This is a genomic window from Flavobacterium akiainvivens (assembly GCF_001278115.1).
In the GTDB taxonomy this organism is placed as follows: domain Bacteria; phylum Bacteroidota; class Bacteroidia; order Flavobacteriales; family Flavobacteriaceae; genus Flavobacterium; species Flavobacterium akiainvivens.
This window is the reverse complement of sequence record NZ_LIYD01000005.1, coordinates 1971258-1992909: the sequence shown is the minus strand read 5'-3', so window position 1 is coordinate 1992909 and position 21652 is coordinate 1971258. Positions and strand designations below refer to the sequence as shown.

The 21652-nt window shown below is 42.4% G+C and carries 16 protein-coding genes; 9 read left to right on the top strand and 7 right to left on the bottom strand.

Features of this window, described 5'->3' with window-relative positions; genetic code table 11:
* Window positions 1-49: 49 nt before the first annotated feature.
* The 4 genes from AM279_RS08810 to AM279_RS08795 all read right to left on the bottom strand — a co-directional run bounded on the left by AM279_RS08810 (window position 50) and on the right by AM279_RS08795 (window position 3285).
* Entirely contained in the window at window positions 50-1093 is a 1044-nt protein-coding gene (locus AM279_RS08810; protein WP_173571678.1) for an alpha/beta hydrolase, read from the bottom strand.
* Window positions 1094-1120: 27 nt separating this feature from the next.
* A complete protein-coding gene (locus AM279_RS08805; protein WP_054407612.1) occupies window positions 1121-1660 on the bottom strand; it encodes a carboxymuconolactone decarboxylase family protein in 540 nt (179 codons plus the stop codon).
* A gap of 133 nt (window positions 1661-1793) precedes the next feature.
* On the bottom strand, window positions 1794-2357 hold the full coding sequence (locus tag AM279_RS08800) for a DUF417 family protein (protein WP_054407611.1): 564 nt from the start codon (window positions 2355-2357) through the stop codon (window positions 1794-1796).
* A gap of 70 nt (window positions 2358-2427) precedes the next feature.
* Window positions 2428-3285 (bottom strand): helix-turn-helix domain-containing protein, encoded by an 858-nt coding sequence (locus tag AM279_RS08795; RefSeq protein ID WP_054407610.1) that lies wholly within the window; start codon window positions 3283-3285, stop codon window positions 2428-2430.
* 185 nt (window positions 3286-3470) lie between these two features.
* Here AM279_RS08795 and AM279_RS08790 point away from each other — a divergent pair, with 185 nt between their 5' ends.
* From AM279_RS08790 to AM279_RS08760, 7 genes are all read left to right on the top strand, one after another.
* A complete protein-coding gene (locus AM279_RS08790) occupies window positions 3471-4091 on the top strand; it encodes a hypothetical protein (protein ID WP_054407609.1) in 621 nt (206 codons plus the stop codon).
* A 226-nt stretch (window positions 4092-4317) separates the two neighbouring features.
* On the top strand, window positions 4318-4887 hold the full coding sequence (locus tag AM279_RS08785; RefSeq protein ID WP_054407608.1) for a YbhB/YbcL family Raf kinase inhibitor-like protein: 570 nt from the start codon (window positions 4318-4320) through the stop codon (window positions 4885-4887).
* A 153-nt stretch (window positions 4888-5040) separates the two neighbouring features.
* A complete protein-coding gene (locus tag AM279_RS08780) occupies window positions 5041-6180 on the top strand; it encodes an L-dopachrome tautomerase-related protein (RefSeq protein WP_054407607.1) in 1140 nt (379 codons plus the stop codon).
* 4 nt (window positions 6181-6184) lie between these two features.
* Window positions 6185-7678, top strand: a complete 1494-nt coding sequence (locus AM279_RS08775) for an L-dopachrome tautomerase-related protein (protein WP_082344202.1) — start codon at window positions 6185-6187, stop codon at window positions 7676-7678.
* 36 nt (window positions 7679-7714) lie between these two features.
* Window positions 7715-8653: an NADP-dependent oxidoreductase gene (locus tag AM279_RS08770; protein ID WP_054407606.1), complete on the top strand. Its 939-nt coding sequence runs from the start codon at window positions 7715-7717 to the stop codon at window positions 8651-8653.
* 166 nt (window positions 8654-8819) lie between these two features.
* Complete coding sequence (locus AM279_RS08765) at window positions 8820-9662, top strand: AraC family transcriptional regulator (protein ID WP_054410214.1); 843 nt, start codon at window positions 8820-8822, stop codon at window positions 9660-9662.
* A 464-nt stretch (window positions 9663-10126) separates the two neighbouring features.
* Window positions 10127-11914, top strand: a complete 1788-nt coding sequence (locus AM279_RS08760; RefSeq protein WP_054407605.1) for a glycosyl hydrolase family 28 protein — start codon at window positions 10127-10129, stop codon at window positions 11912-11914.
* A gap of 295 nt (window positions 11915-12209) precedes the next feature.
* Here AM279_RS08760 and AM279_RS08755 read toward each other — a convergent pair whose 3' ends face one another.
* Window positions 12210-14675, bottom strand: a complete 2466-nt coding sequence (locus tag AM279_RS08755) for a glycoside hydrolase family 95 protein (RefSeq protein WP_054407604.1) — start codon at window positions 14673-14675, stop codon at window positions 12210-12212.
* Window positions 14676-14684: 9 nt separating this feature from the next.
* Entirely contained in the window at window positions 14685-15509 is an 825-nt protein-coding gene (locus AM279_RS08750) for an amidohydrolase family protein (protein ID WP_054407603.1), read from the bottom strand.
* A 290-nt stretch (window positions 15510-15799) separates the two neighbouring features.
* Here AM279_RS08750 and AM279_RS08745 point away from each other — a divergent pair, with 290 nt between their 5' ends.
* A complete protein-coding gene (locus AM279_RS08745; RefSeq protein ID WP_054407602.1) occupies window positions 15800-17374 on the top strand; it encodes a Na+/H+ antiporter in 1575 nt (524 codons plus the stop codon).
* A 52-nt stretch (window positions 17375-17426) separates the two neighbouring features.
* Here AM279_RS08745 and AM279_RS08740 read toward each other — a convergent pair whose 3' ends face one another.
* A complete protein-coding gene (locus AM279_RS08740) occupies window positions 17427-19466 on the bottom strand; it encodes a CotH kinase family protein (RefSeq protein WP_054407601.1) in 2040 nt (679 codons plus the stop codon).
* Between the two features lie 181 nt (window positions 19467-19647).
* Here AM279_RS08740 and AM279_RS08735 point away from each other — a divergent pair, with 181 nt between their 5' ends.
* A complete protein-coding gene (locus AM279_RS08735; RefSeq protein WP_054407600.1) occupies window positions 19648-21624 on the top strand; it encodes a S9 family peptidase in 1977 nt (658 codons plus the stop codon).
* Window positions 21625-21652 lie beyond the last annotated feature (28 nt).

Sequence of the window (21652 nt, the reverse complement as noted above, 5' to 3'; positions counted from 1 at the left end):
AAGCTGTTTTGGCTTATCTTTTTTGTTTAACGCAGTTGCTTAACACTACTTATTTTAGCGTGTTTTTTATTACCGTAGCTGCCTGTAGCACAGCTGTTTTTACTGCCGGTACACTCGCTATAGGGTTTAGCAGGCCATAGTCGTGTATAAGACCGCTGTAGCGTGTAAGCGTCACAGGTACACCTGCCTGGTCAAGCTTGCGTGCATAGGCTTCGCCTTCGTCGCGCAATACATCATTTTCTGCGGTTTGTACCAATGCCGGTGGCAGGCCTTTAAGCTGATCTAAGCTTGCCTGTAGTGGCGATGCATATATTTCTTTTCTTTTGGCTGCATCAGGCAGGTAGCTGTCCCAAAACCATTTCATCATGTTTTTAGTAAGGAATCTTCCGTTTGCGTAAGCATTGTAGGATGTTGTTTCAAAGTTAGCATCGGTTACGGGCCATAGCAGTACCTGTAGCTTTATTTCAGGGCCTTTTTTGTCTTTCGCCATTAGGGCAATTACTGCCGACATATTACCACCTACGCTATTACCCACCACGGCAAGGTTTTTACCGTCAACTCCTATCTCTTTACCGTTTTTAGCAACCCATTCTGTTGCTGCATATATTTCGTTTATAGCGGTAGGGTACTTAGCCTCGGGCGACGGGCTGTAGTCAGGGAATACGGCTACGGCACCGCTTTCTACCACAAGGTCGCGCACCAGCCTGCGGTGTGTAGGGTAATCGCCCAGTACCCAGCCACCACCGTGTATAAAAATAAACACCGGTGCATTGGGCTTAGCTCCTTTAGGTTTGGTAATGTGTATTTTTACCTTATAACCGTTTTGGGTAATTACCCTTTCAGACTCTTCAATGCCTGAATAATCAACCTCCACTGATTTTTGAGCACCTATCAGTATCTGTCGTGCCTCAGCCGGAGTCATTTGCTCCATAGGTTTACCACCACCTGAGTTAAGCGCTTTTAAGAAAGATTGTACTTCTTTAAAAACCTCAGGATCGTTTTCGCCTTTATATGGCCTTTCCTGTGCCATCAGCACATTTGCGGTTAGCAATACAATTGCCAGTACCACGTGTTTTAAATTTAAAGCTTTCATGGTTAAAATTTTATTGTGTTGTTTTAATTAGTTAAGTGCGGGTGCAGCGGGAAAGTCTACAGGGATTTCGGTTTGGGCATACACATAGTTTGTAAAGGTGCGCACGGTAATTATACCTATAAGGTCTATAAGGGCAGCTTCGGTGTAACCTGCGGCAAAAAATGCATCTTTAACGTCGGCATTGGCAGCGCCTTTATTTTCGGCTATAGATTTGGCAAGTTGCAGCGCGGTTTCAAATTTAGCATCAGAAGAAAAACCTTTACGCATGGCTATAACTTCATCGGCTTTAAAACCTTTAAGTCCGGCAAGCATGGTGTGGGCAGCCAAACAGTAGTCGCAGCTGTTAACCTGAGAAACCACAAGGTTAATACCCTCACGCTCTTTAGCGGTAAAGGCACTGTGGCTAAATGCCTCTTCAAACTCCAGTATACCTTTAAGCGCGTTTGCCGAATAGCCTATGGTAGCATAGAGGTTGGGCACTTTTCCCATTTTTTTAGAAATGGCTTCAAATAGTTGTTGCGATTGTTCGCTTACCTGTTCTTTTGCAGGAACGTTAATTGCTTTCATGATTATTAATTTTTTAATGTTATTGATTGTTTCAATTTGATAAGGCAAAGTTATGATGCCTGTTTGCCACAGGATGCTTCATTTTTCGGGAAGAATAGCACAGAATTACGTAGCTGTAATTTTGTGCAAAACGTTATGCTTTATTTCTTTTCAGGTAAAGCTGTGCCGACTGGCTCATGGTAATAAGCGCACCGCCCAGTATTACAAGGTCTTTAACAACCAGCCTGCCACGCCCGGACAGGAATGGGAAACCATAATCAGTATCGCCCAGGTTAGGTACCCAGCTTTCGGGTGTGGTAATAAGAAATGAGAGTGTACCCAGCGTCATTAAAAACACCAGCAGGCTGCCCACCATACTCCATAGCGGTGCAACTTTGTGCAGGGCAACAAGAACGCCCACGCCAATTAAAAAGATGCCAAGCCCTTTAGAAAAACCATAGGTATTGTTTTCAATATGCCACTCATGGTTTTCGGCTATAAATTCGCCTTCTTTATTCTGGTGGGTTTTATAATCTTCAGGGTGATTATAAAAGGAGCTCATAAAAGGGCTGTTTGCCACAAAGGGCACTATACCATCGGCCTCGTAGGTAAAAAACTTAAGGCTGCCTATCCATATAAAAACTACTACTATGGCAAAACGGGTTGCGTTTTTGGCAAGGGATTCTAAATGGGCTATTTGTTGAATTAATCGTTTCATAATGTAATTTGTTATTGTTGAAACAAAGTTACACCGGGCATAAACCCTGAAACATGGACAAAGAAGGATATTACCTGTACAAATCTGCCACTATAGATATGCCTGTTTTATCTCTAAAGGTTTGGGGAGACTCATTAGTATGTTTTTTAAAAACGCGGCTAAAGTAAAACTCATCCTGAAAGTTAAGGGCGTAGGCTATTTCCTTAATGCTTTTTCGGGTAAGGTGCAATTGTTTTTTTGCTTCAACAATAAGGCGCTCTGTAATAAGTTGCGAAGGTGTTTTTTTAAAGTACTTTGTACATCGTTTAGTAAGTGTGTTAGGTGCCATGATAAGTAAATCGGCATAATCGGCAGGTTTGCGCAGGGTAAGGAAATGGGCTTCCAGTAGCTCTTTAAAGCGTTCCATTTCGTCATCGCGCTGGCTTATGTGGGCGGTACTGTTCAGCTCCCTGTTTTTTACGCGGCTCGATTTTGCCAGAAACAGTTGCAGTAACGATTTTAAAACAATATCCGAAGGTGTGGTCATTGTAAACTCTTCGGTTATCTGCTCCATAAGCTGGTTAAAACCCTTATGGTCGGCATCGCTAAGTTGTAGAGAAGGCTCTATATATATGTTGTTAAACAACAGGCCGTTGCACGCCACTTCCTCACGGTGGTATTCCATACAATAAAAATCACCATGAAACTGTAGTACGGTATATTGAGCGGCAATTATCTCTTCTATATATATTAGTTGCATGGGTGTGGCAAAGAACAACATTGGTCCATTGAATGGAAATGCGCCAAAATCTGAATAGAATGTGCCCTGTCCCGCGTTTACAAAAATTATACTGTATTCGCTGAACCGTATTGGTGTACCCAAAATATTTTCGCCTGCATTGTACAGGCTTATTAGCTTGGTTCCCGTTCCAGATGTTAACTGCCCCATAAGTGTGTTTGGTTTGTTGCATAATGCAAGCACAAATTTAGTTTCCTTTTCAATAAGTTGAGAATAAAGAATACAATTATGTCTGGATGTAAATTGGCCTTTTTTACAAAGTTGTTTTTGGCCTTTTTAGCAAAGTAACCAAGCTGTAATCTGCTTACCTTTGTATAAGCAATTAAGTTTTAACTATGATTAAGCAAGATACATTTACCCCGGTTAGTTTTGCATGCCATGCTTCAGACTGGAAAGATGGCGAAGAGTTTGTTGCGCTGCACAGCTTGGGCCTTGTGGTTTCCGGCCAAATGGAACTGGACTACGGCACTACCAAAAACGTGCTTACAGCAGGCGATCTGTTCTTTATAAAAAAGAACCAACTACTAAAATTTAAAAAGCTTAATGGTTCTGAAACCGATTTTAAAACTATTACTCTCTTTTTTGATGATAATACGCTGCTTGACTTAGCTTCAGAATTTGGCTATAAAACAGCGGGGACTGCGGGAAAGCCGGAAATGAAAAGCCTGGGAAATTATGAAACCATAAAAGTTTTTATGGAATCGCTTTTGGCTTACGAAGGTTTCCTTGAAAATGATATAAAGTTGTCGCAACTAAAACAGAAGGAGGCATTATTACTGCTCATGCAAAATGCGGCTACATGGCAGGATGTGCTGTTTGATTTCACCCAGCCTGTAAAAGCCGACCTGAGCCCGTTTATGGAACAAAACTTTTTGTTTAATGTGCCTTTAGAACGTTTTGCCTACCTCACCGGGCGAAGCCTTACATCTTTTAAGAGAGCAATGGCTATCAGTTAGTGCCTAAGCAATGGCTGTAACACGCAGCAATACTGAATAGTTAAACTATAATCCTGTCCACAATCCTTCTGGGCAGGATTTGTTTTATGGGGCAGGTAAATAAACCTGTTTTTATACCTGCCTAACCCAGAAACGTACCATAAACACCACCCTCTTGCTACCGAACTTTGCATTGTAAGGTTAACGTACCTGCAATAACAATTTTAAAACATTAATTATTAGTACCATGAAAACTATTTCATCTGTAAAAAACATTTTTTTAGGCACGCTGTTATTAGCAGCAGTTGTGCTACAGGCGCAAACATCTCCTAAAACATTTACCCTTAAAAGCGCTACGCTGGGCGGGCAGCTAACTAACGATTTTTATTATAACGACTGGGGTGTAAAAGGCGGCAACATTTCGCCCGACCTGAGCTGGGATAACGCCCCCGACGGCACCCAGGCATTTGCCATAACCATGTATGATGCCGAAGCCCCAACAGGTAGCGGCTGGTGGCACTGGGTGCTGTTTAACCTGCCTAAAGATACAAAAGCGCTAAAGGCCGGTGCAGCCAGTACACACCCAGAACTATTACCTGCCGGCAGTATATCGTCTTTAAACGACTTTAAACAGTATGGCTACGGTGGCCCGGTTCCTATACCCGGCAGCGGCTACCACCCGTATGTAATTACGGTATATGCCCTTAAATCTAAACTTAACCTGGACAAAGATGCAAACCCCGCGCTGGTGGGCTTTAATCTTAGTGCTAATGTTATAGCAAAGGCATCTATAATAGCATATGTTTATGTGCCTTAATGTGGGTTTAATACACCGCCCGGATACGGGCGGTCACCCTTTTTTAAAAACAAGAAACGTGATTTTGTACTATTAAATCCTAAAAACGTACTAGACTAACGGCATACCCCAAAACTAACTTTGTAACATCAAAATACATAAACCCACAGTATCATGAAAAAATATATTATAGGATCTGCACTTGCCATAGCAGCTTTGCTTTTGGCCTGCGGTAACAAAGAAAAAACAAATGAAATGGCACAACCGGCTGCTACTGATACTATTCAGGAAACGCCTGTAGCCCAGCTTGAGGAGGTGTTTGCAGACAGTACCTATCAACTTACCGGCGTGGCAGTATCGCCGGACGGCAGGGTGTTTACTAACTATCCGTACTGGCTTGATAAACACAGCTATTCGGTTGTTGAAGTAAAAGACGGCAAACCGGTGCCTTACCCGGATGCCAACTGGAACAGCTTTAAAAAAGGCGACAACGGCGACAACAAATTTGTTTGTGTACAGGCAGTGGTGGCCGATGAAAAAGGCTACCTATGGGTGGTAGACGCGGCGGGTATAGGACTTGGCCCGGTATACCAGAAAAGTAACAAGGTCATTAAAATAAAACTTGCTGACAACAGTATAGAGCGCATATACAAATTCCCCGAAAGCGTAGCCGGAAAAGACAGCTACATAAACGACATAAGGATAGACAACACAAACGGTTTTGCATACATGACTAGTTCTTCTAACGGTGGTATTGTAGTGCTTAATACTAAAACGGGTGATTCACGCTTTGTACTGCACGATTCGCCATCGGTACTGTCTGACCCGGCCTATCATTTTACTTTCAACGGAAAAGAATTTGCCAAGGTAGACGGCAGTATACCTAAAATAAATTCAGATGGTATAGCGCTTTCGCCCGATAAAGCATGGCTGTACTATAAACCCCTTACCGATGATAAGTTGTACCGCGTAAACACCACGTTATTGAGAGATTTTACTACTCCACTTAAAACCATTAACGATAAAGTAGAAGACCTGGGGCATTTTATAACTACCGATGGTATGGAGTTCGATAAAGACGGTAACCTCTACCTGGGCGACCTTGAGAAAAGCAGTATTGTAAAAATGACACCCGACCTTAAAATGCATACGCTGATTACCGATACAGATAAACTGATTTGGCCGGACAGCTATAGCATTTCTAACGATGGCTACTTGTATATATCTATATCGCAAATACAGCTTATGCCGTGGTTTAACAACAACGTAAACAAAACCGAAAAACCGTATAAAATTTTAAGGTTAAAACTGTAATGCCATGGCAAAGAATTTAATAACAGCCATAGCCCTTGCTATTGCATGGGTAGGGCAGGCGCAGCAGGTACAGCACTTTTCGTTTAAAAGCCTCCCCGTAAAACAGGTAAATGAGTTACTGACTCGCGGCACTATTTCGGGCGAATCAGGCACCATAGGTTATTTTACCTATAAAAAAGGCGCAGTGGTACCCGTACACCAGCATATAAACGAGCAATATTCGGTCATAACACAAGGCAGTGTTAAGGTTTTGGTTGAAGGAAAGGAAGTAATTGTAAAAGCAGGCGAAGGTATCATCATTCCAGCTAATGTGCCACACAGTTTTATAGCTCTGGAAGATAATACTATAGACATCGATTTTTTTACTCCTGCCCGTATGGACTGGATTGCCGGAACCGATAATTATTTTACCAAGACAGATACAAAAGCAACCGTGTCTGCCAAATGGAACGGCAAAGTAACCACACCTGAAGTTTATGCAACGGTAGAAAATGCCGTAGGTAACATAGCCTACACATCACAGGGTGATCTGGTTTACAGCAACCACCCATTTTTTAACCCTGATATAAGAGTTGTGAAATATGATGCAAAGGCCAAGACAAGCAGCCCATTTCCTAACCTGGAATGGAATACCCCACGGGATACTGACGACCATTACCTGAGTAATGTATTGGGCATCCGCAACGATGCTAATGGTATTATCTGGATGCTCGATATGGGGCAGCGCAATGCCATAACTCCTAAAATTGTAGGTTGGAACACGCGAACCGATAAGCTTGAAAGAATTTATTACCTGCCACAAACGGCAGTTGCTACTACATCGCAGCCTAATGATATGGTGGTAGATACCAAACACGGTGTGTTTATTATTGCAGATGAAGGCATAGGCAACGGCGGCGACGGCAACAAAGCAGCCCTTATTGTGGTTGATATGAAAACCGGAGCCACACGCAGGCTTCTGGAAGGCACCCGCACCACTTTGCCGGAAAATACCCCCACAGTTATTAATGGAAAACCGTTAGCCATAAACGGTAAAAACCTTTTGGTAGGTGCCGATGGTATTACTGCCGATGCAGGGTTTGAATGGCTGTATTATGCACCTCTAAATGGTAGCAAGATTTACCGTGTAAAAATTGATGATATTTTAAACGAAACCTTTTTGCAAGCGGAGTTAGACAAGCGCGTTGAAACCTATTCAGCTAAGCCAAACAATGGCGGACTAAGTATTGATGCTGAGGGTAATATTTATCTCACAGCACTTGAAACAAATAGTATAGATGTAGTATTGGCTAAAGACCGCAGTGTGCACAGATTTGTAATTGATAATAACATGCTGTGGCCTGATGGCGTAAGCTACAACGCTGCCGATGGTTACATGTATGTATCGGCAGCGCAGGTGCACCTGGGCGAAGTGTTTAACAATGGCCAAAACAAAGCAACGGCGCCGTTTTATATTTTCAGGTTTAAGCCACTTGTAGCAGGCGTGCCATTTAGGTAATCAAATAAAAAAATCAACATTAAAATACATAACAACATGAAAGCTATTATTATAAACGAACCGGGTGATACTAAAAAACTGGTTCATACAGAACTTCCTACACCATCTATAAACGAAGACCAAGTGCTGGTACAGGTTAAAGCCATAAGTATAAACCCCGTAGACGTAAAAAGCCGTGCCGGCAAGGGTGTTTTTGGCAGGCTTAAAGAAGAACTTCCACTTATACTGGGCTGGGACATCAGCGGCGTGGTAGTCCAGGCAGGCAGTAATTCAGGATTCAAAAAAAGCGATGAAGTTTTTGGTATGGTAAACTTTCCCGGTCATGGTAAAGCTTATGCCGAATATGTTGCCGCACCCGCTGCACACCTGGCACTTAAACCAGCCAACATTAGCCATGAAGAAGCCGCGGCAGCTACGCTCGCAGCACTTACCGCTTACCAGGCTATAGTACACAACGCTAAGGTGCGGCCGGGGCAAAATGTACTGGCTCACGCTGCATCGGGTGGTGTGGGGCACTATGCCGTACAGATAGCGAAACACCTGGGTGCTAATGTTACGGGTACCTCATCGACTAAGAATAAAGATTTCGTGCTGAGTCTTGGCGCTGATGCCCATATTGATTATCACGGCTACAACTGGGCAGAAAGCCCATACAGTTTTGATTTTGTTTTTGATACCGTAGGCGGCGATAACATAGACAATTCACTTGAAGTGGCTAAAAGCGGCGGTACGGTCATCAGTATCCCAACAGGGCTTAACGAAGCTGTAACCGAAAAAGCGAAAGCGAAAGGCGTAAACGGTTACTTTTTTATGGTTAGTTCTAACGGCGATGATATGAAAGTAATTGCAGACTGGCTGGCAAAAGGGTATATAAAATCGCACGTATCTGAAACCTTTGCTTTTGCAGATATGGATAAAGCACATCTGCATGTAGAAAGCGGTCGTACCGTAGGTAAAGTAGTAGTAACGCTATAATACTGCTAAAGCAACACAACGGCACATCTGCGGCTGCCTTATGGCGATCGCAGATTGTGTATTTATAATTCTCAAAATCCGGGTCATTATGCAAATGTATTATTCTGTAAAAAGCGGGAAAGTTTTATATTTGTTTACCCCTTCCTGTTATCTAAAAGAAACCAATATGCATATAGAAAATTCATTGCAACCCTTTGACATTGAAAAAGAAACCCTAACGGAGTGGACACGCCGTCCGCACCGCCATAATTTCTTTGAATTGGTTTTTATACAGGAGGGCAACGGCAACCAGTGCATCAATGGCAGTATACTGCCCTACAGTGGGCAGAGCATTTTTTTGCTGCCTCCTTACGACTGCCATTCGTTTGAGATAGACAAGCCCACAACGTTTGTGTTTATTAAATTCAATGCCCTGTTTTTTAAGGAAGACAAGCGCACCATGATGGATTACAGCCAGTGGTTTAGTAATCTACACTATATACTGAGTACCTATAACCGCACGCCCGGGGATGTCATTCATTCTGATGCCGATAAGGCAGTAATGATTAGCCTTATAAACAGTATGCAGCTTGAAAGGCAGCAAGCTAATTTTTCGGAGTCTATACTCCGCACAAACATGGTGGCAATGCTCAATATACTGCTCAGGAATTTCGAAAACAGTTTCTTTGAAAAACATAAAGACAAAGACAACCAAACACGTGATGTGTTACAGTATATACAATTTAACCTATTTGATAATAATAAGCTTAAGTCCGATGTTATTGCGGGCGAGTTTAACCTTTCGCCAAATTATGTAAGTGAATATTTTAAAAAGAAAACGGGTGAGAGCCTTAAAGAATATATACTGAAATCACGTGTAAATGTGGCGCAAAGCCGTATGGAATATTCTGGGCAGAGCCTTAAGGAAATTGCCTATGACCTTGGATTTACTGATGCCAGCCATATGACGAAGGTCATTAAAAAATATTATGATGATGCGGGGACCAGTTGTAGTAGTTTTGCAGGATAATATTAATGATAAGTCCCTGAAATATATCTTTAGGGTAAAGTTAATGTAGACAAACGCTCCAAATCCTCTTTAAAATAGTTCGACATTTGTTCGGGTAACGCTACGAGTTGTAGTAAAACCCTTTCAGGAAACTGAGAGGGTTTTTTGTTTATAAGGGACGTCCAAAATCACCAGGTAGAGGCAGGTCTATGCGTTTGTGCTTCATCAGCATGGTTTCTTTGGCTTTGGTCAGTTTAAGCTGTGCCGAAAATTGGTAAATCAATAGGTTTAATGCAGATTAAGTTTTTCGCTCTACTTCTTAGAAAGCACACAAATCATCTCATTTTTCAACCAATCATTTCAATCTATTATTAAACGGAGTGATATTTTAGGTATCGAAACAATTTGAACAAAGATTGAGACACCATTATGGGAATACCTCACAGTGTAATAGGCTATTTTAGCAGATTAAAACAAAAAACAGCATGAAATTTAAACTGGTTGCCTTATTTATTTTAACAACATTTTCATTAAAAACGGTAAATGCCCAAGGTGCTAAAACCTTTAAGACCTCTTATTACGAAGGAGAAAACCATACAGGTAAATCACCTGACTGTACAATTGGCACGTCAAATTTCCCGTATGTTGGGTCTGGGTATCTTGATATGGGAGGTAAAGATTCTTATGTTGAATGGAATAACATAAATAGTGCAGCAGCTGGAGACTATACTTTATTAATTAAATATGCAAATGCAGGCGGAACGGATCGTCCCTGTAAATTAACCGTAAATGGTAAGGTAGTGAATGACTTAAAATTTCCATCGCGTTTTGATGACTGGAACTATTACTGGATTGACAGGGTTACCGTGCATCTTAACGCAGGAAATAATACTATCAGGCTTTTAGCCAACACTTCAAATGGTGGGCCTAATATAGATAATATTGCGATTTCAGGTAATGAAGGGCTTTGCAGTGCAACGGGAACTCAATATAATGTTAAAGATTATGGAGCAAAAGGCGATGGAAAGACAAATGATACAAAAGCCATACAGGCAGCTATAGATGCCTGTTCAAACGGTGGTTCTGTAATTGTGTCTGGCGGAACATATATGTCTGGCCAAATAAGGTTAAAATCTAACATGACTTTGTGGATTGACCGTACCGCAATACTCAAAGGAATACAGGATAATTCGCTATACCCAGCCATAACCCGGCATGCAGATAATGCAAATGTGTGGTTGCCCGGAGTTCTTGGCGGCGGTGGCTGGGAACTAAAGGAAGCCTTTGTGTATGCCGAAGGAGCAAACAACCTAACCATTGCAGGCGGTGGTGTTATTGATGGTAATGGAGATTGTGCTATATGGGATCATGATAAAGATGAAATCCTGAGGCCAATGGCTTTATATGTAGCATATTCTAATAATGTTAGGGTTGCTAATATAGACATAGTGAACAGTGCCATGTGGGATTTTGTTATTTTAGAATGCCATACCGTAATAGTGGACGGAATCAACATTAATACTTCTGCTTATGGTGTAAATAAAGATGGTATTGATATTTGTGATTCTCATGACGTAAGCATTACTAACAGTACCATTTTATGCCAGGACGATGCCATTTGCCCCAAAAGCGGTTCGGCAACGGGTGTACATAATATGACTATTAAAAATGTTACAATTAATGGCACTACAGGCAATAAAATAAAATTCGGAACTTTAACTTACGGGGCTTTTACCAACTGTTTACTTCAGGATATAGCCATAAACGGATCAGGCAGAGGTGGTTTATGCGCCATTTCATTACAAGGATTAGATGGTGCCGATTTTTCTGATATTACTTTCGATAAGATAAATTTAAACACCTCTGCAAACGCTTTTTTCCTATTGCATTCAGCCGGAAAACGAGGCCATAGGCCTAAAGGTGCCCCGGCAAAAACCGGCAGTATAAGTAATATTAAATTTTCTAATTTAGATTTCAGGAATATTACTGACAATATTGGCAGTTGTATAAGCGGTACAAATCTGGAGGGTACTGTTTACAAAGTAAAGGATGTTACTTTTGATAATGTAAAAGTTCATTCGTTTAAAGGCGGTGCAACTTCAATTCCCCAAACACCTGGCCAATATAAAGGAAATTACCCCGAGTACAGTGTTTTTGGCATGCTCCCTGCATGGGGATATTACATCAGGTATGCAGAAAATATTAATTTTATAAACAGCAGCCAGACAGTATCACCGGCAGATGCAAGGCAGGCAATAGTTAGGGAAGAATAAATTTTTATACAATTAACTTATGAATTGTATGAGCATTACCTAAATAGATGTTGAACTTTTTTGAAGACCATTTGAGCTGTTAATATAGTTAACCCTTTCAATAATTTTGAAAGGGTTTTTTGTTTTTTATTGTTATTAAAACAAGATTACCTGCTTTTCCAAAAGAAGTTTATCGCAAAGAAGCCCTTATCTCTTTTCATGAAATTATCCGGCAGCATAGTTTGGCGTATAATTATAAATCCCTAAAAAGAACTTGTATAAGCTCTTTTTAGGGATTTATATTTTTTGTTACACGTTATTGAGTGGCCTCAACAGTATAGGTTGTTCCTTTTTTACTGTTAAAAGTAACGCTATATCCAATTTCTGACTTTTCGCTTTTAAGGCCGGTTTCTTTTATAATAAAAGGCTGCGCTGCACGAATAGAGCATTTACCTCCATTGTTAGAGGTTATTTTTCCAACAGCCAGCTTGCCGTTTTGCCATTTAATAGCTACTGTAAAATTACCTTTGGCTTTTAGGCCTGTAACATTTCCTTCAGCCCATGCATCGGGCAAGGCAGGCAACAAGTGCAGTTCGTTATTCTGGCTTTGCAGCAGCATTTCTATCACCCCAGCCGTACCGGCAAAATTACCGTCAATCTGAAAAGGCGGGTGGGCATCAAAAAGGTTGGGATAGGCACCGCCGTGGCCGTTATAGTTGGTGTCGTTATCTTTAGTAAGGCGCAGCTGGTTTCTGAAAAGGGTATAGGCATGGTTGCCATCGAGCAGGCGTGCCCACATATTTACTTTCCAGGCAAGGCTCCACCCCGTGCCGTCATCGCCGCGTAGTTCAAGGGTTCGGCGGGCAGCGTTAGCCAAATCGGGTGTGGTTAAAGGCGATATGCTGGTGGCAGGGTGCAATGCATACAGGTGCGATGTATGCCTGTGGTGAGGGTCTTCTTCCTCAAACTCTCTATACCACTCCAGCAACTGGCCTTTACTGCCTATTTTATAAGGCAGTAGTTTTGAGTTGGCGCTTTCTAAGGTTTTGGTAAAGTCGTTATCTGTATTAAGAATTTTAGCCGCCGCCATGGTATTGCTAAACAAGTCTCTTATAATAGCCATATCCATGGTGCTGGCTACGGTAACAGCACCTTTCTTTTTACCGTCATAATAATACCTGTTTTCGGGCGAAGTAGAAGGCATGGTAACAAGATACCCGTCTTTATCCTGCTGAAGCCAGTCAAGCGTAAATAAGGCAGCACCTTTCATAATAGGATATACTTCTTTTAAATAGTTTTTATCGCCGGTATATTCATAGTGCTCCCACAGGTGCCTTGTTAGCCAGTTGGCCCCCATATACCAGTTTGCCCACATGGGGTCTCCTTTACCAAGGTCGCCTACGGGGTTGCTGGTGCCCCAGATATCAGAATTGTGGTGCAGCACCCATCCGTTAGCATGATAAAAGCTTTTTGCGGTTTCGGTTCCGGTAACAGATATGTTTTTTATGAGGTCGTTAAGCGGCGAAAACAGCTCAGAAAGGTTGCCGCTTTCTACCGGCCAGTAATTCATCTGTACATTAATGTTTGTGGTGTAGTTGCTGCTCCACGGTGCGCGCAGTTCTTTACTCCATATACCCTGAAGGTTAGCCGGGGCATCTTTAGTGCGCGATGCCGAAATAAGCAGGTAACGCCCATACTGAAAAAACAGTGCCTCAAGGTTAGCGTCTTTTCCGCCGGCGGTATATTGTTCCAGCCTTACATCTGTAGGCAGGGCTGATTTGTCTTTTTCGGTATCATTAAGTGTTAAGGATACGCGGTTAAAAAAGCCATGAAAATCAGCAAGGTGGTCTTTTAGCAGCTTTTCATATTTTTTGCCTTCTGATTTTTTAAGGTGTTCAAGGGTTAGTTTATGTTCGTCTTTGCCCTGGCTGTCGGGGCATTTATCAAACCCGTTAAAGCTTGTAGCGGCCGAAACAAACAGCAATACTTCTGTGGCATCTTTTATAACAATCTCGTTATTTTTTGTGTACGCTGTACCGTCTTTAACCTGTTGTTTGACAATAAGCTCAAAACGCATTCCGCGGCAGCCTGTCGTGTCAGTATAAATTATGGGTTCTTTGTTGTAGCTTATATAACTGGGGTCGGCATGGGCAGGAGCTTTGCCTTTTAGCATAATAAGTCCATGACCGGCCGATATTATATTATTCAACTGGCTTGCAGCCGAAACAGTAAGGGAAAGACTCTTAGTCTTGCTTGCCGTAAGTCGTATAATAATACATTCGCCCGGTGCCGATGCAAAAACTTCGCGCTTGTATTCAACTCCGTTAACCGTAAACGTAGTGGTGGCCACCGCATCCTGAATGTTAAGCCCACGGTAGTAGGCAGTAGGCTGTGCATTGCCAAAATCCTGTTTAATTTTAAGGTCGCCCAGCGGCATATAGCTCTCACTGTAAAGCCCCTGCATTTTTTTAGTAAGCTCATAGGCTTTTTCATAATCACCTTCTGTAAGGGCCTGGCGGGTAGGGGCAAGGTTGTTAAACGCATCAGGGTTTACGTTTTTAGATACCGGCCCGCCGCTCCATAATGTAGCCTCGTTAAGCTGTATAAGCTCTTCATTTACACGGCCAAATACCATTCCGCCAAGCCGGCCATTGCCCACAGGCAGGGCTTCGGTCCACTCTTTTGCGGGTTTATCATAGTGCAGTGTTAGTTTTTGCTGTGCATGGCCGGTGGCGGCCAGCAGTAGTAAAAGGCTGATTTTTTTAATTTGTTTAAAAAGCATCTTACAGGTTTAAAGGTTATAAAAGGTTATGGCGTTGCTGCTAAAAACAGCATCCTGCTCTTTTTGCGAAAATTGCGAGGTATATTGTTGTACAAGGTTTTTCCATTGTGTATAATGCCCGGCTAACAGCATTACAGGCCAGTCGCTGCCAAAAAGAATTTTGTTTGTACCGAAGTTTTCAAATATAACATCAAGGCAGTCTTTTAGCTGTTTTTCATTGCAGTTGTGCCAGTGGTCTTCGGTTAGCAGGCCAGATAGTTTGCAGTAAATATCGGGGTTTAAAGCCAGTTCTTTCATTTGCTGTTTCCAGGTAGAAAGGTTGCCGGTGCGCAATGCCGGTTTGGCGCAATGGTCTATTATTAAGCGCTGCCCCGGTAATTTTTCAGATAATGAAAGGGCATCGTTAAGCTGGTGCTGCTTCACTAATATATCATAGGCATAACCGTGGCGGCCTATGTGGCTAATGCTGTTTAAAACATCTTTGCGTAATAAAAAGCCTTCGGGTTCGCCCTCAGCAATATGGCGAAAGCCTTTCAGCTTTTGTTCGTTTTTATAAGCATCGAGTTGCTGTTCTATATCGGCGGCTGTAAGGTCTATCCAGCCTGAAACGCCTTTTATAAAGTCATTTTCAGCGGCAAGTTTCAACAAAAAATCAGTTTCAGCAGGGCTTTGGTCGGCCTGCACCGCTACACAGCCATGTATGTTGTTTTCGGTAAAAATACCCTGCACATCTGCGGGAAGAAAGTCGCGCTGAATAACGTTCATGTCGTTGGTTATCCATGCATCCCTTACCGGGTTATAGTTCCAAAAATGTATGTGTGCATCAATAATCATGGGCAGTGGCTTATTCTTTTGCGGCTAAAATTACAATTAATAGTAAGCCGGGTAGCAATACTAAAACGATTGATTAGCAAATTAAAATAAAAGATAAGACAAAAAAGTAAATGATATTGCTAAATAATTAAGCTGTATTATGTATCTAAGGTCAATAGCATGTAGTTTTGAAGCTAAGCCTGTTTTTAGCAAGTAGATTTCAGTATTTCAGGCTGAAGGATGTGTGCAGGTTACTTTATTCTGTTAAAATCTCATAGATTTGTAGGGAAACAAAAATCAATCAACTTTATATGCTCGACCACTTTCCTTTTTACCTGGGCATGATAGTGCTTATAGTACTGCTTATTATGCTGGCCAATAAAATCAGGGTTGCCTATCCGGTATTGCTGGTAATAGCAGGCCTGCTTATTAGTTTTATTCCGGGTATCCCGGCACTTAAAATAGAGCCGGAGCTTATTTTTATAATATTCCTGCCGCCGCTATTGTATGAAGCATCGTGGGCAAACTCATGGAAAGAACTGTGGCACTGGCGTCGCATAATAACCAGTTTTGCTTTTGTAGTGGTGTTTTTTACCGCCATATCAGTAGCGTTTGTGGCTAATTATTTTATACCCGGTTTTTCGCTTGCGCTGGGTTTTTTGCTTGGGGGTATTGTATCTCCGCCAGATGCCGTTAGTGCCGGCGCTATACTGCGGTTTGTTAATGTGCCAAAACGGATGTCATCTATACTTGAGGGCGAAAGCCTGCTTAATGATGCATCATCGTTAATTATTTTCAGGTTTGCGTTTATAGCAGTGGCTACCGGGCAGTTTATATGGCATGAGGCGGCCCTGAGTTTTGTGTGGATGGTACTGGGCGGTGCCGGTGCAGGACTGCTGGTGGGATTCATCTTTTTAAAAGCACATAAATGGTTGCCTACCGATGTTAATATGGATACAGTGCTAACCCTGGTAACGCCTTATGCCATGTACATAGCAGCAGAAGAAATACATTGCTCGGGTGTTTTAGCGGTAGTAAGCGGAGGGCTTTTCCTTTCTTACCACAGGCATAAGTTTCTTAGCGGGTCTTCGCGGCTTAGGGGAGAAAACGTATGGCAAAGCCTTGTGTTTTTGCTCAATGGCCTTGTGTTTTTGCTTATAGGGCTTGACCTGCCTGAAATTACCGAAGGCCTGGAGCAAAATGGCATTAGTATATCAGAAGCTACGCTATATGGGGTAATTATCACCTTAGTGCTTATAGTGGGCAGGACAATTGCTGCATTTGGGGCAGTTATTGTAACAAAACTTGCCAGTTATTTTATTACCGTGGCCGATGCCAACCCCGGGTATAAAGCCCCCTTTATATTAGGGTGGACCGGTATGCGTGGTGTGGTTTCATTAGCTGCTGCGCTATCTATACCTGTAACGCTTGATGATGGAACACCCTTCCCGTACCGTAACCTTATACTGTACATAACTTTTGTGGTAATATTACTTACGTTAGTGGTGCAGGGGCTAACACTTCCGATGATAATAGAAAAGCTGGGGCTTCCGCATTTTGATGACCATATGGAGGAGGAGGAAACAAAAGTTCTCATCCGCGAGAAGCTTGCCGCAGCGGCTCTTGGGTGCCTTGAGGGTAAGTATAAAACCGAGTATGAAGGCAGCCAGGTATTACAGCACCTGGCCCGCAGGTGGGGGCTTTATCTTGAGCCGGGAGAAAACCGAGATATTCCTGATGATATAAAGCACATTTATATGAACATATTAGAAAAGCAGCGCATTACCCTGCTGAAATTAAATGAGGGCGATGTGCGTATTGATGAAGATGTAGTAAGGATGTTTATACACCAAATAGACCTTGAGGAAGAAAAACTTAAAGGCTGATATTAATAAAAAATGCCGGAGATTGTCCGGCATTTTTGTTTTGTGTAAAATACTACTGCTTTATAACTTTTTGTGTAAAGGTGGTATTACCTGCTGTAGCTTTTACAAGGTAAATACCGTTAGTGTAAGCGCTAAGGTCAACCTGTTTTACAGCATCTGCAGTTATGTGCTGTAATAATTTTCCATAAATGTCATATACTTCTATAGCTGTAATGTTTTGTGTTGCACTAATATTCAGTGTGTTATTTACAGGGTTAGGATAGAAGCTAATGTTAGCGGTATTAAACACAGGTTGAGACAGTGCTGCATTTGTAGCTACCCAGCTTGTGGGCAGGCTGTTGTCCAATGCTGTATCTGTAAGTTGCAGGTACAGGCCACTGCCATCGGCATCGGGCCAGGGTTCGTCATCATCATAAGTAACGGCGTCTATAATATTGCCAAAAGCATCGGCCAGTACAAGGGCTTGTGTGCTGTTGCTCAGGTTGCGCTGAAACTGTCCAAAAGCCGTTGTGCCATAGCGTGCTTCAAAAACTTCCGGGTTGCTTGCTAAATGGATAACACCACCTGCTGCCAGGCTGCTTCCGGCAGGAAACTGGTATGATACTCCAAGTTCCCTTAAATATATCCCGGTAAGGTCTACAGCAGTGGTGCCTGCATTTTTTATTTCTATAAACTCCTGGTCATCGCTTTCAGGAAATTCAGAAGTTTCATCAGGATTGTAGTTTATGGCATTTATAACCAGTTGGGGTAATTCCGGCGTGGCACAGGCATCAAAGCTGCCCAGGTTATCGGTCATCCAGTTTAACCTGTCAGAAATCCAACTTTTCATAAAATTCAGTTCGCCTTCCAGGTTTGGTACAGTGCCCCAGCGCAACTGTTCCCGGGCACTGGCTTCTTCAATCAGCTCGGCGGTTTCATCTATAAAAGCAGTAATACTATTATAATTTAGGGGTTGTCCGGTGGCAGTAACCTCATTCCATCTGCGGGAAAAATAGCATTTAAATTCTGCGTTATTAAACAGGTCTGTCCAAAATTTTGGTCCATCATTATCATTATTAGCAAACTGCCATACATCAGTATGGCTACGGTCGCCAAACACATCAAGGCCTATGCTCAGGTTAAAATCCCAAACCGGGCCTGCGCGCAGCTTACCACCTTTATCTTTGTGAAAAAATGTACTAATCTGGTAGGCATCTACATTGCTGGAAAACTCATTTAGTACCATAAAATCTACAAAGGTAGGAATATCTATTACCGATGTAAATCCTGTGGCAGGATTGGTGTTACCTGTTGCAGCCTGGGTTTCAAGGTCAACAAAGACACCGTGTATATAGTCATTTTGTGCTGTAGTGATGTCTTCAGGCTTTGGCAGTTCGTGTATAAAATCTGAAAATGGAGAAAACTCGGCATAGCTGTCCATAGTCCAGGCTACAGGATCCCCGCCGGTTGTTTTATCGGTTTTGGTTATGTAGCCTCCGGTAAGCGCCATCCCTTCAAGTGCATCTTCGTCTATTTCTTCAATATTAACCCTTTTAGAATCGTCTTTAATTTTTTCCTGTAAAATGTAAAGCCCGCGGTAATCGCCGTTAATAACAACTTCGCAGTATTGTGTGCGTGTGGCATACTGGCCTATCTGGCGGGCAAGGTTGTAGCACAGGTAGTCGCGCATTAAAGATGCATCATAGGCAAGGCCGTTAAGTATCCAGTCATTTTCGCTGGGCATGCCTAAAAGGCTTACATTTTGCTTTTGGCCGGCATCATCATACGTAGTCCAGCCGTATTGTTTTTTATCCAGCCATTGCGATGTAGACCCCCTCAACTCAATTTTAATACGTGAATCATAGTTTAAAAAATCAGGATTATCCTGATCAGTCATATAATTTCTGCTGCCATCTTCATGATAAATAATTTTCAGGTCGGCCCATATTTTAGGGTCATCCGGTATTTCCATTGGCAGGCCGGTATCAGGGTCAGTATCAGTAGTAATAATAAATATGGGCAGGTTGCTGTCAGTAAAATTTACCTGCCCGTAGCCCGTTAGTGTGCATAGCGGCAAGAACCACAAAAGCGGTTGTAGTAGTTTTAGTTTCATTGTGTTAGGGTTTCGTGTTTGTGCAAATGTATAAGTATTTGCATATAGTTGTTAACATTGGTTAAATTTTATTAAATCTTGCAGTATCTATACCGTTTACGTAGGATTTTTGCCGTTAAACATAAAAAATGTATAGAGAAGTAAGAAATTCTTATCTTGCATCAAATAATCATCAATCAATATGAAAATACCTATTTCAATCCTTGCAGGCATAGCATCTGCCGGCCTGTATGCGCAGGATAAACCAGGAAACCCTGCCCTTGTTTCATCTGAAACCGAACTTGCCAAACTGGCCGCCGCCGAAACCGGAACCTATAAATATTCTGTAGAAGACTATTTTAAAAAACCGGCGCAGTCTTCTTTTCAGTTTTCGCCAAACGGCCTTTACTTTTCGTATAAAGAAAGGGATGCCACCGGTAAAAACCACGTGTATGTAAAAAACACCACTACCAATGAGGTGAAACGTGTTATTGAAGAAAAAGACCAGCTTATAAGGGGCTATTTCTGGAAAGGCAACAACCGCCTGCTGTTTATGATGGATAAGGGAGGCGACGAAAACTACCATGTGTATGCTGTAAACCTTGACGGTAGCAACCTTAAAGACCTTACCCCGTTTGACGGGGTGCGTGCAGGGGTATCGCATATTCTTAAAGACCAGGGCGACTTTGTTATTATGGACATGAACAAAGACAACCCACAGGTTTTTGAGCCTTATAAGGTTAATATTAATACAGGTGAATATACCCGCCTTTTTGAAAACAAAGACCCTCAAAACCCTATTATGGGCTATGACTTTGATAAAGATGGCGAACTTAAGGCCTATACCCAGCAGCAAAACGCTACCGAAACGGTATTGTTTTACCGCACCGCCAAAGACAAGCCGTTTGAAGAGGTAAACCGTAATTCGTGGAAAACCGATTTTTATATTATTAGCTTTGACTATACCACCCCAAACCCTAATGACGCTTACATACTTACAAATAAGTTTGGTAACACCCGCGAAATTTTGCTGTATGATTTTGGCACACGCAAAACCATTAAAAAAGTATTTTCAGACAAAACGTTTGACGTAGACGGGCTTACTACATCACGCAAGAGGGGCTATGAGGTAGATTATTACTTTTATTCGGGTGAGAAAGATGTAACCGTGCCGGTAAGCGCCACGGCAAAAAAAATACATGCCCGCTTTAAAAAACAGTTTGGCGATAAAGACTTTACCATAACCGGTATTACCGATAATGAAGACAAATACCTGGTGTATGTAGGCAGCGACAAGCTGTATGGCGTGTATTATTTTTATGATGCCACTAAAGATACTTTTAAGGAAATCATGAACCTGGCCCCGCAGCTTAAGGAAGAAGATATGGCCGAAATGCGTCCTATTAAATTCAAGTCAAGGGATGGCCTTACCATTTATGGCTATCTTACCATACCTAAAGGCGCTTCTAAAACCAATAAAGTACCGCTTATCCTTAACCCGCACGGTGGACCTTATGGCGTGCGCGACAGCTGGGGCTTTAACCCCGAAACACAGCTGTTTGCAAGCAGGGGTTATGCAACCATACAAGTTAACTATCGCGGCTCAGGAGGCTATGGTAAGGAGTTTTTCCTTGCCGGTAACAAGCAAATAGGCCGTAACATGCTTAACGACCTTGAAGATGGTGTGGCGTATGCCAAAACACTTGGCTTTATAGATGAAAATAAAGTGGCAGTGTATGGCGGCAGCTACGGCGGCCTGGCTACCCTTGGCAGCCTTGTTAAAACGCCTGACCTGTATACCTGTGGTGTTGACTATGTGGGGGTGTCTAACCTGTTTACGTTCTTTAAATCGTTCCCGGAGTACTGGAAACCATTCCTGGGGCAGGTGTATGAGCAGTGGTATGACGAAAACAGCCCGGAAGACCAAAAGATAATGACGGCTGTTTCGCCAGCGCTTAATGTAGATAAGATTAAAAAGCCACTATTTGTGGTGCAGGGCGCTAACGACCCAAGGGTTAATATAGATGAGAGCGACCAGGTAGTACAAAACCTGCGCAAGCGCAACATTGCCACACCTTACATGGTTAAGTATGATGAAGGCCACGGTTTTGGCCACGAAGGCAACCAGATTGAAATGTATAAATGCATGATGGGTTTCTTTGTCCAACATCTTAAGTAATAATTACAAATCCCCCTTGCTATGGCAG

Coding starts and splice junctions, on each gene's coding strand:
- AM279_RS08760 (WP_054407605.1), top strand. CDS start 10,127: ATGAAATTTAAACTGGTTGCCTTATTTATTTTAACAACATTTTCATTA.
- AM279_RS08735 (WP_054407600.1), top strand. CDS start 19,648: ATGAAAATACCTATTTCAATCCTTGCAGGCATAGCATCTGCCGGCCTG.
- AM279_RS08805 (WP_054407612.1), bottom strand. CDS start 1,660: ATGAAAGCAATTAACGTTCCTGCAAAAGAACAGGTAAGCGAACAATCG.
- AM279_RS08765 (WP_054410214.1), top strand. CDS start 8,820: ATGCATATAGAAAATTCATTGCAACCCTTTGACATTGAAAAAGAAACC.
- AM279_RS08800 (WP_054407611.1), bottom strand. CDS start 2,357: ATGAAACGATTAATTCAACAAATAGCCCATTTAGAATCCCTTGCCAAA.
- AM279_RS08775 (WP_082344202.1), top strand. CDS start 6,185: ATGGCAAAGAATTTAATAACAGCCATAGCCCTTGCTATTGCATGGGTA.
- AM279_RS08810 (WP_173571678.1), bottom strand. CDS start 1,093: ATGAAAGCTTTAAATTTAAAACACGTGGTACTGGCAATTGTATTGCTA.
- AM279_RS08750 (WP_054407603.1), bottom strand. CDS start 15,509: ATGATTATTGATGCACACATACATTTTTGGAACTATAACCCGGTAAGG.
- AM279_RS08795 (WP_054407610.1), bottom strand. CDS start 3,285: ATGGGGCAGTTAACATCTGGAACGGGAACCAAGCTAATAAGCCTGTAC.
- AM279_RS08780 (WP_054407607.1), top strand. CDS start 5,041: ATGAAAAAATATATTATAGGATCTGCACTTGCCATAGCAGCTTTGCTT.
- AM279_RS08755 (WP_054407604.1), bottom strand. CDS start 14,675: ATGCTTTTTAAACAAATTAAAAAAATCAGCCTTTTACTACTGCTGGCC.
- AM279_RS08790 (WP_054407609.1), top strand. CDS start 3,471: ATGATTAAGCAAGATACATTTACCCCGGTTAGTTTTGCATGCCATGCT.
- AM279_RS08745 (WP_054407602.1), top strand. CDS start 15,800: ATGCTCGACCACTTTCCTTTTTACCTGGGCATGATAGTGCTTATAGTA.
- AM279_RS08770 (WP_054407606.1), top strand. CDS start 7,715: ATGAAAGCTATTATTATAAACGAACCGGGTGATACTAAAAAACTGGTT.
- AM279_RS08785 (WP_054407608.1), top strand. CDS start 4,318: ATGAAAACTATTTCATCTGTAAAAAACATTTTTTTAGGCACGCTGTTA.
- AM279_RS08740 (WP_054407601.1), bottom strand. CDS start 19,466: ATGAAACTAAAACTACTACAACCGCTTTTGTGGTTCTTGCCGCTATGC.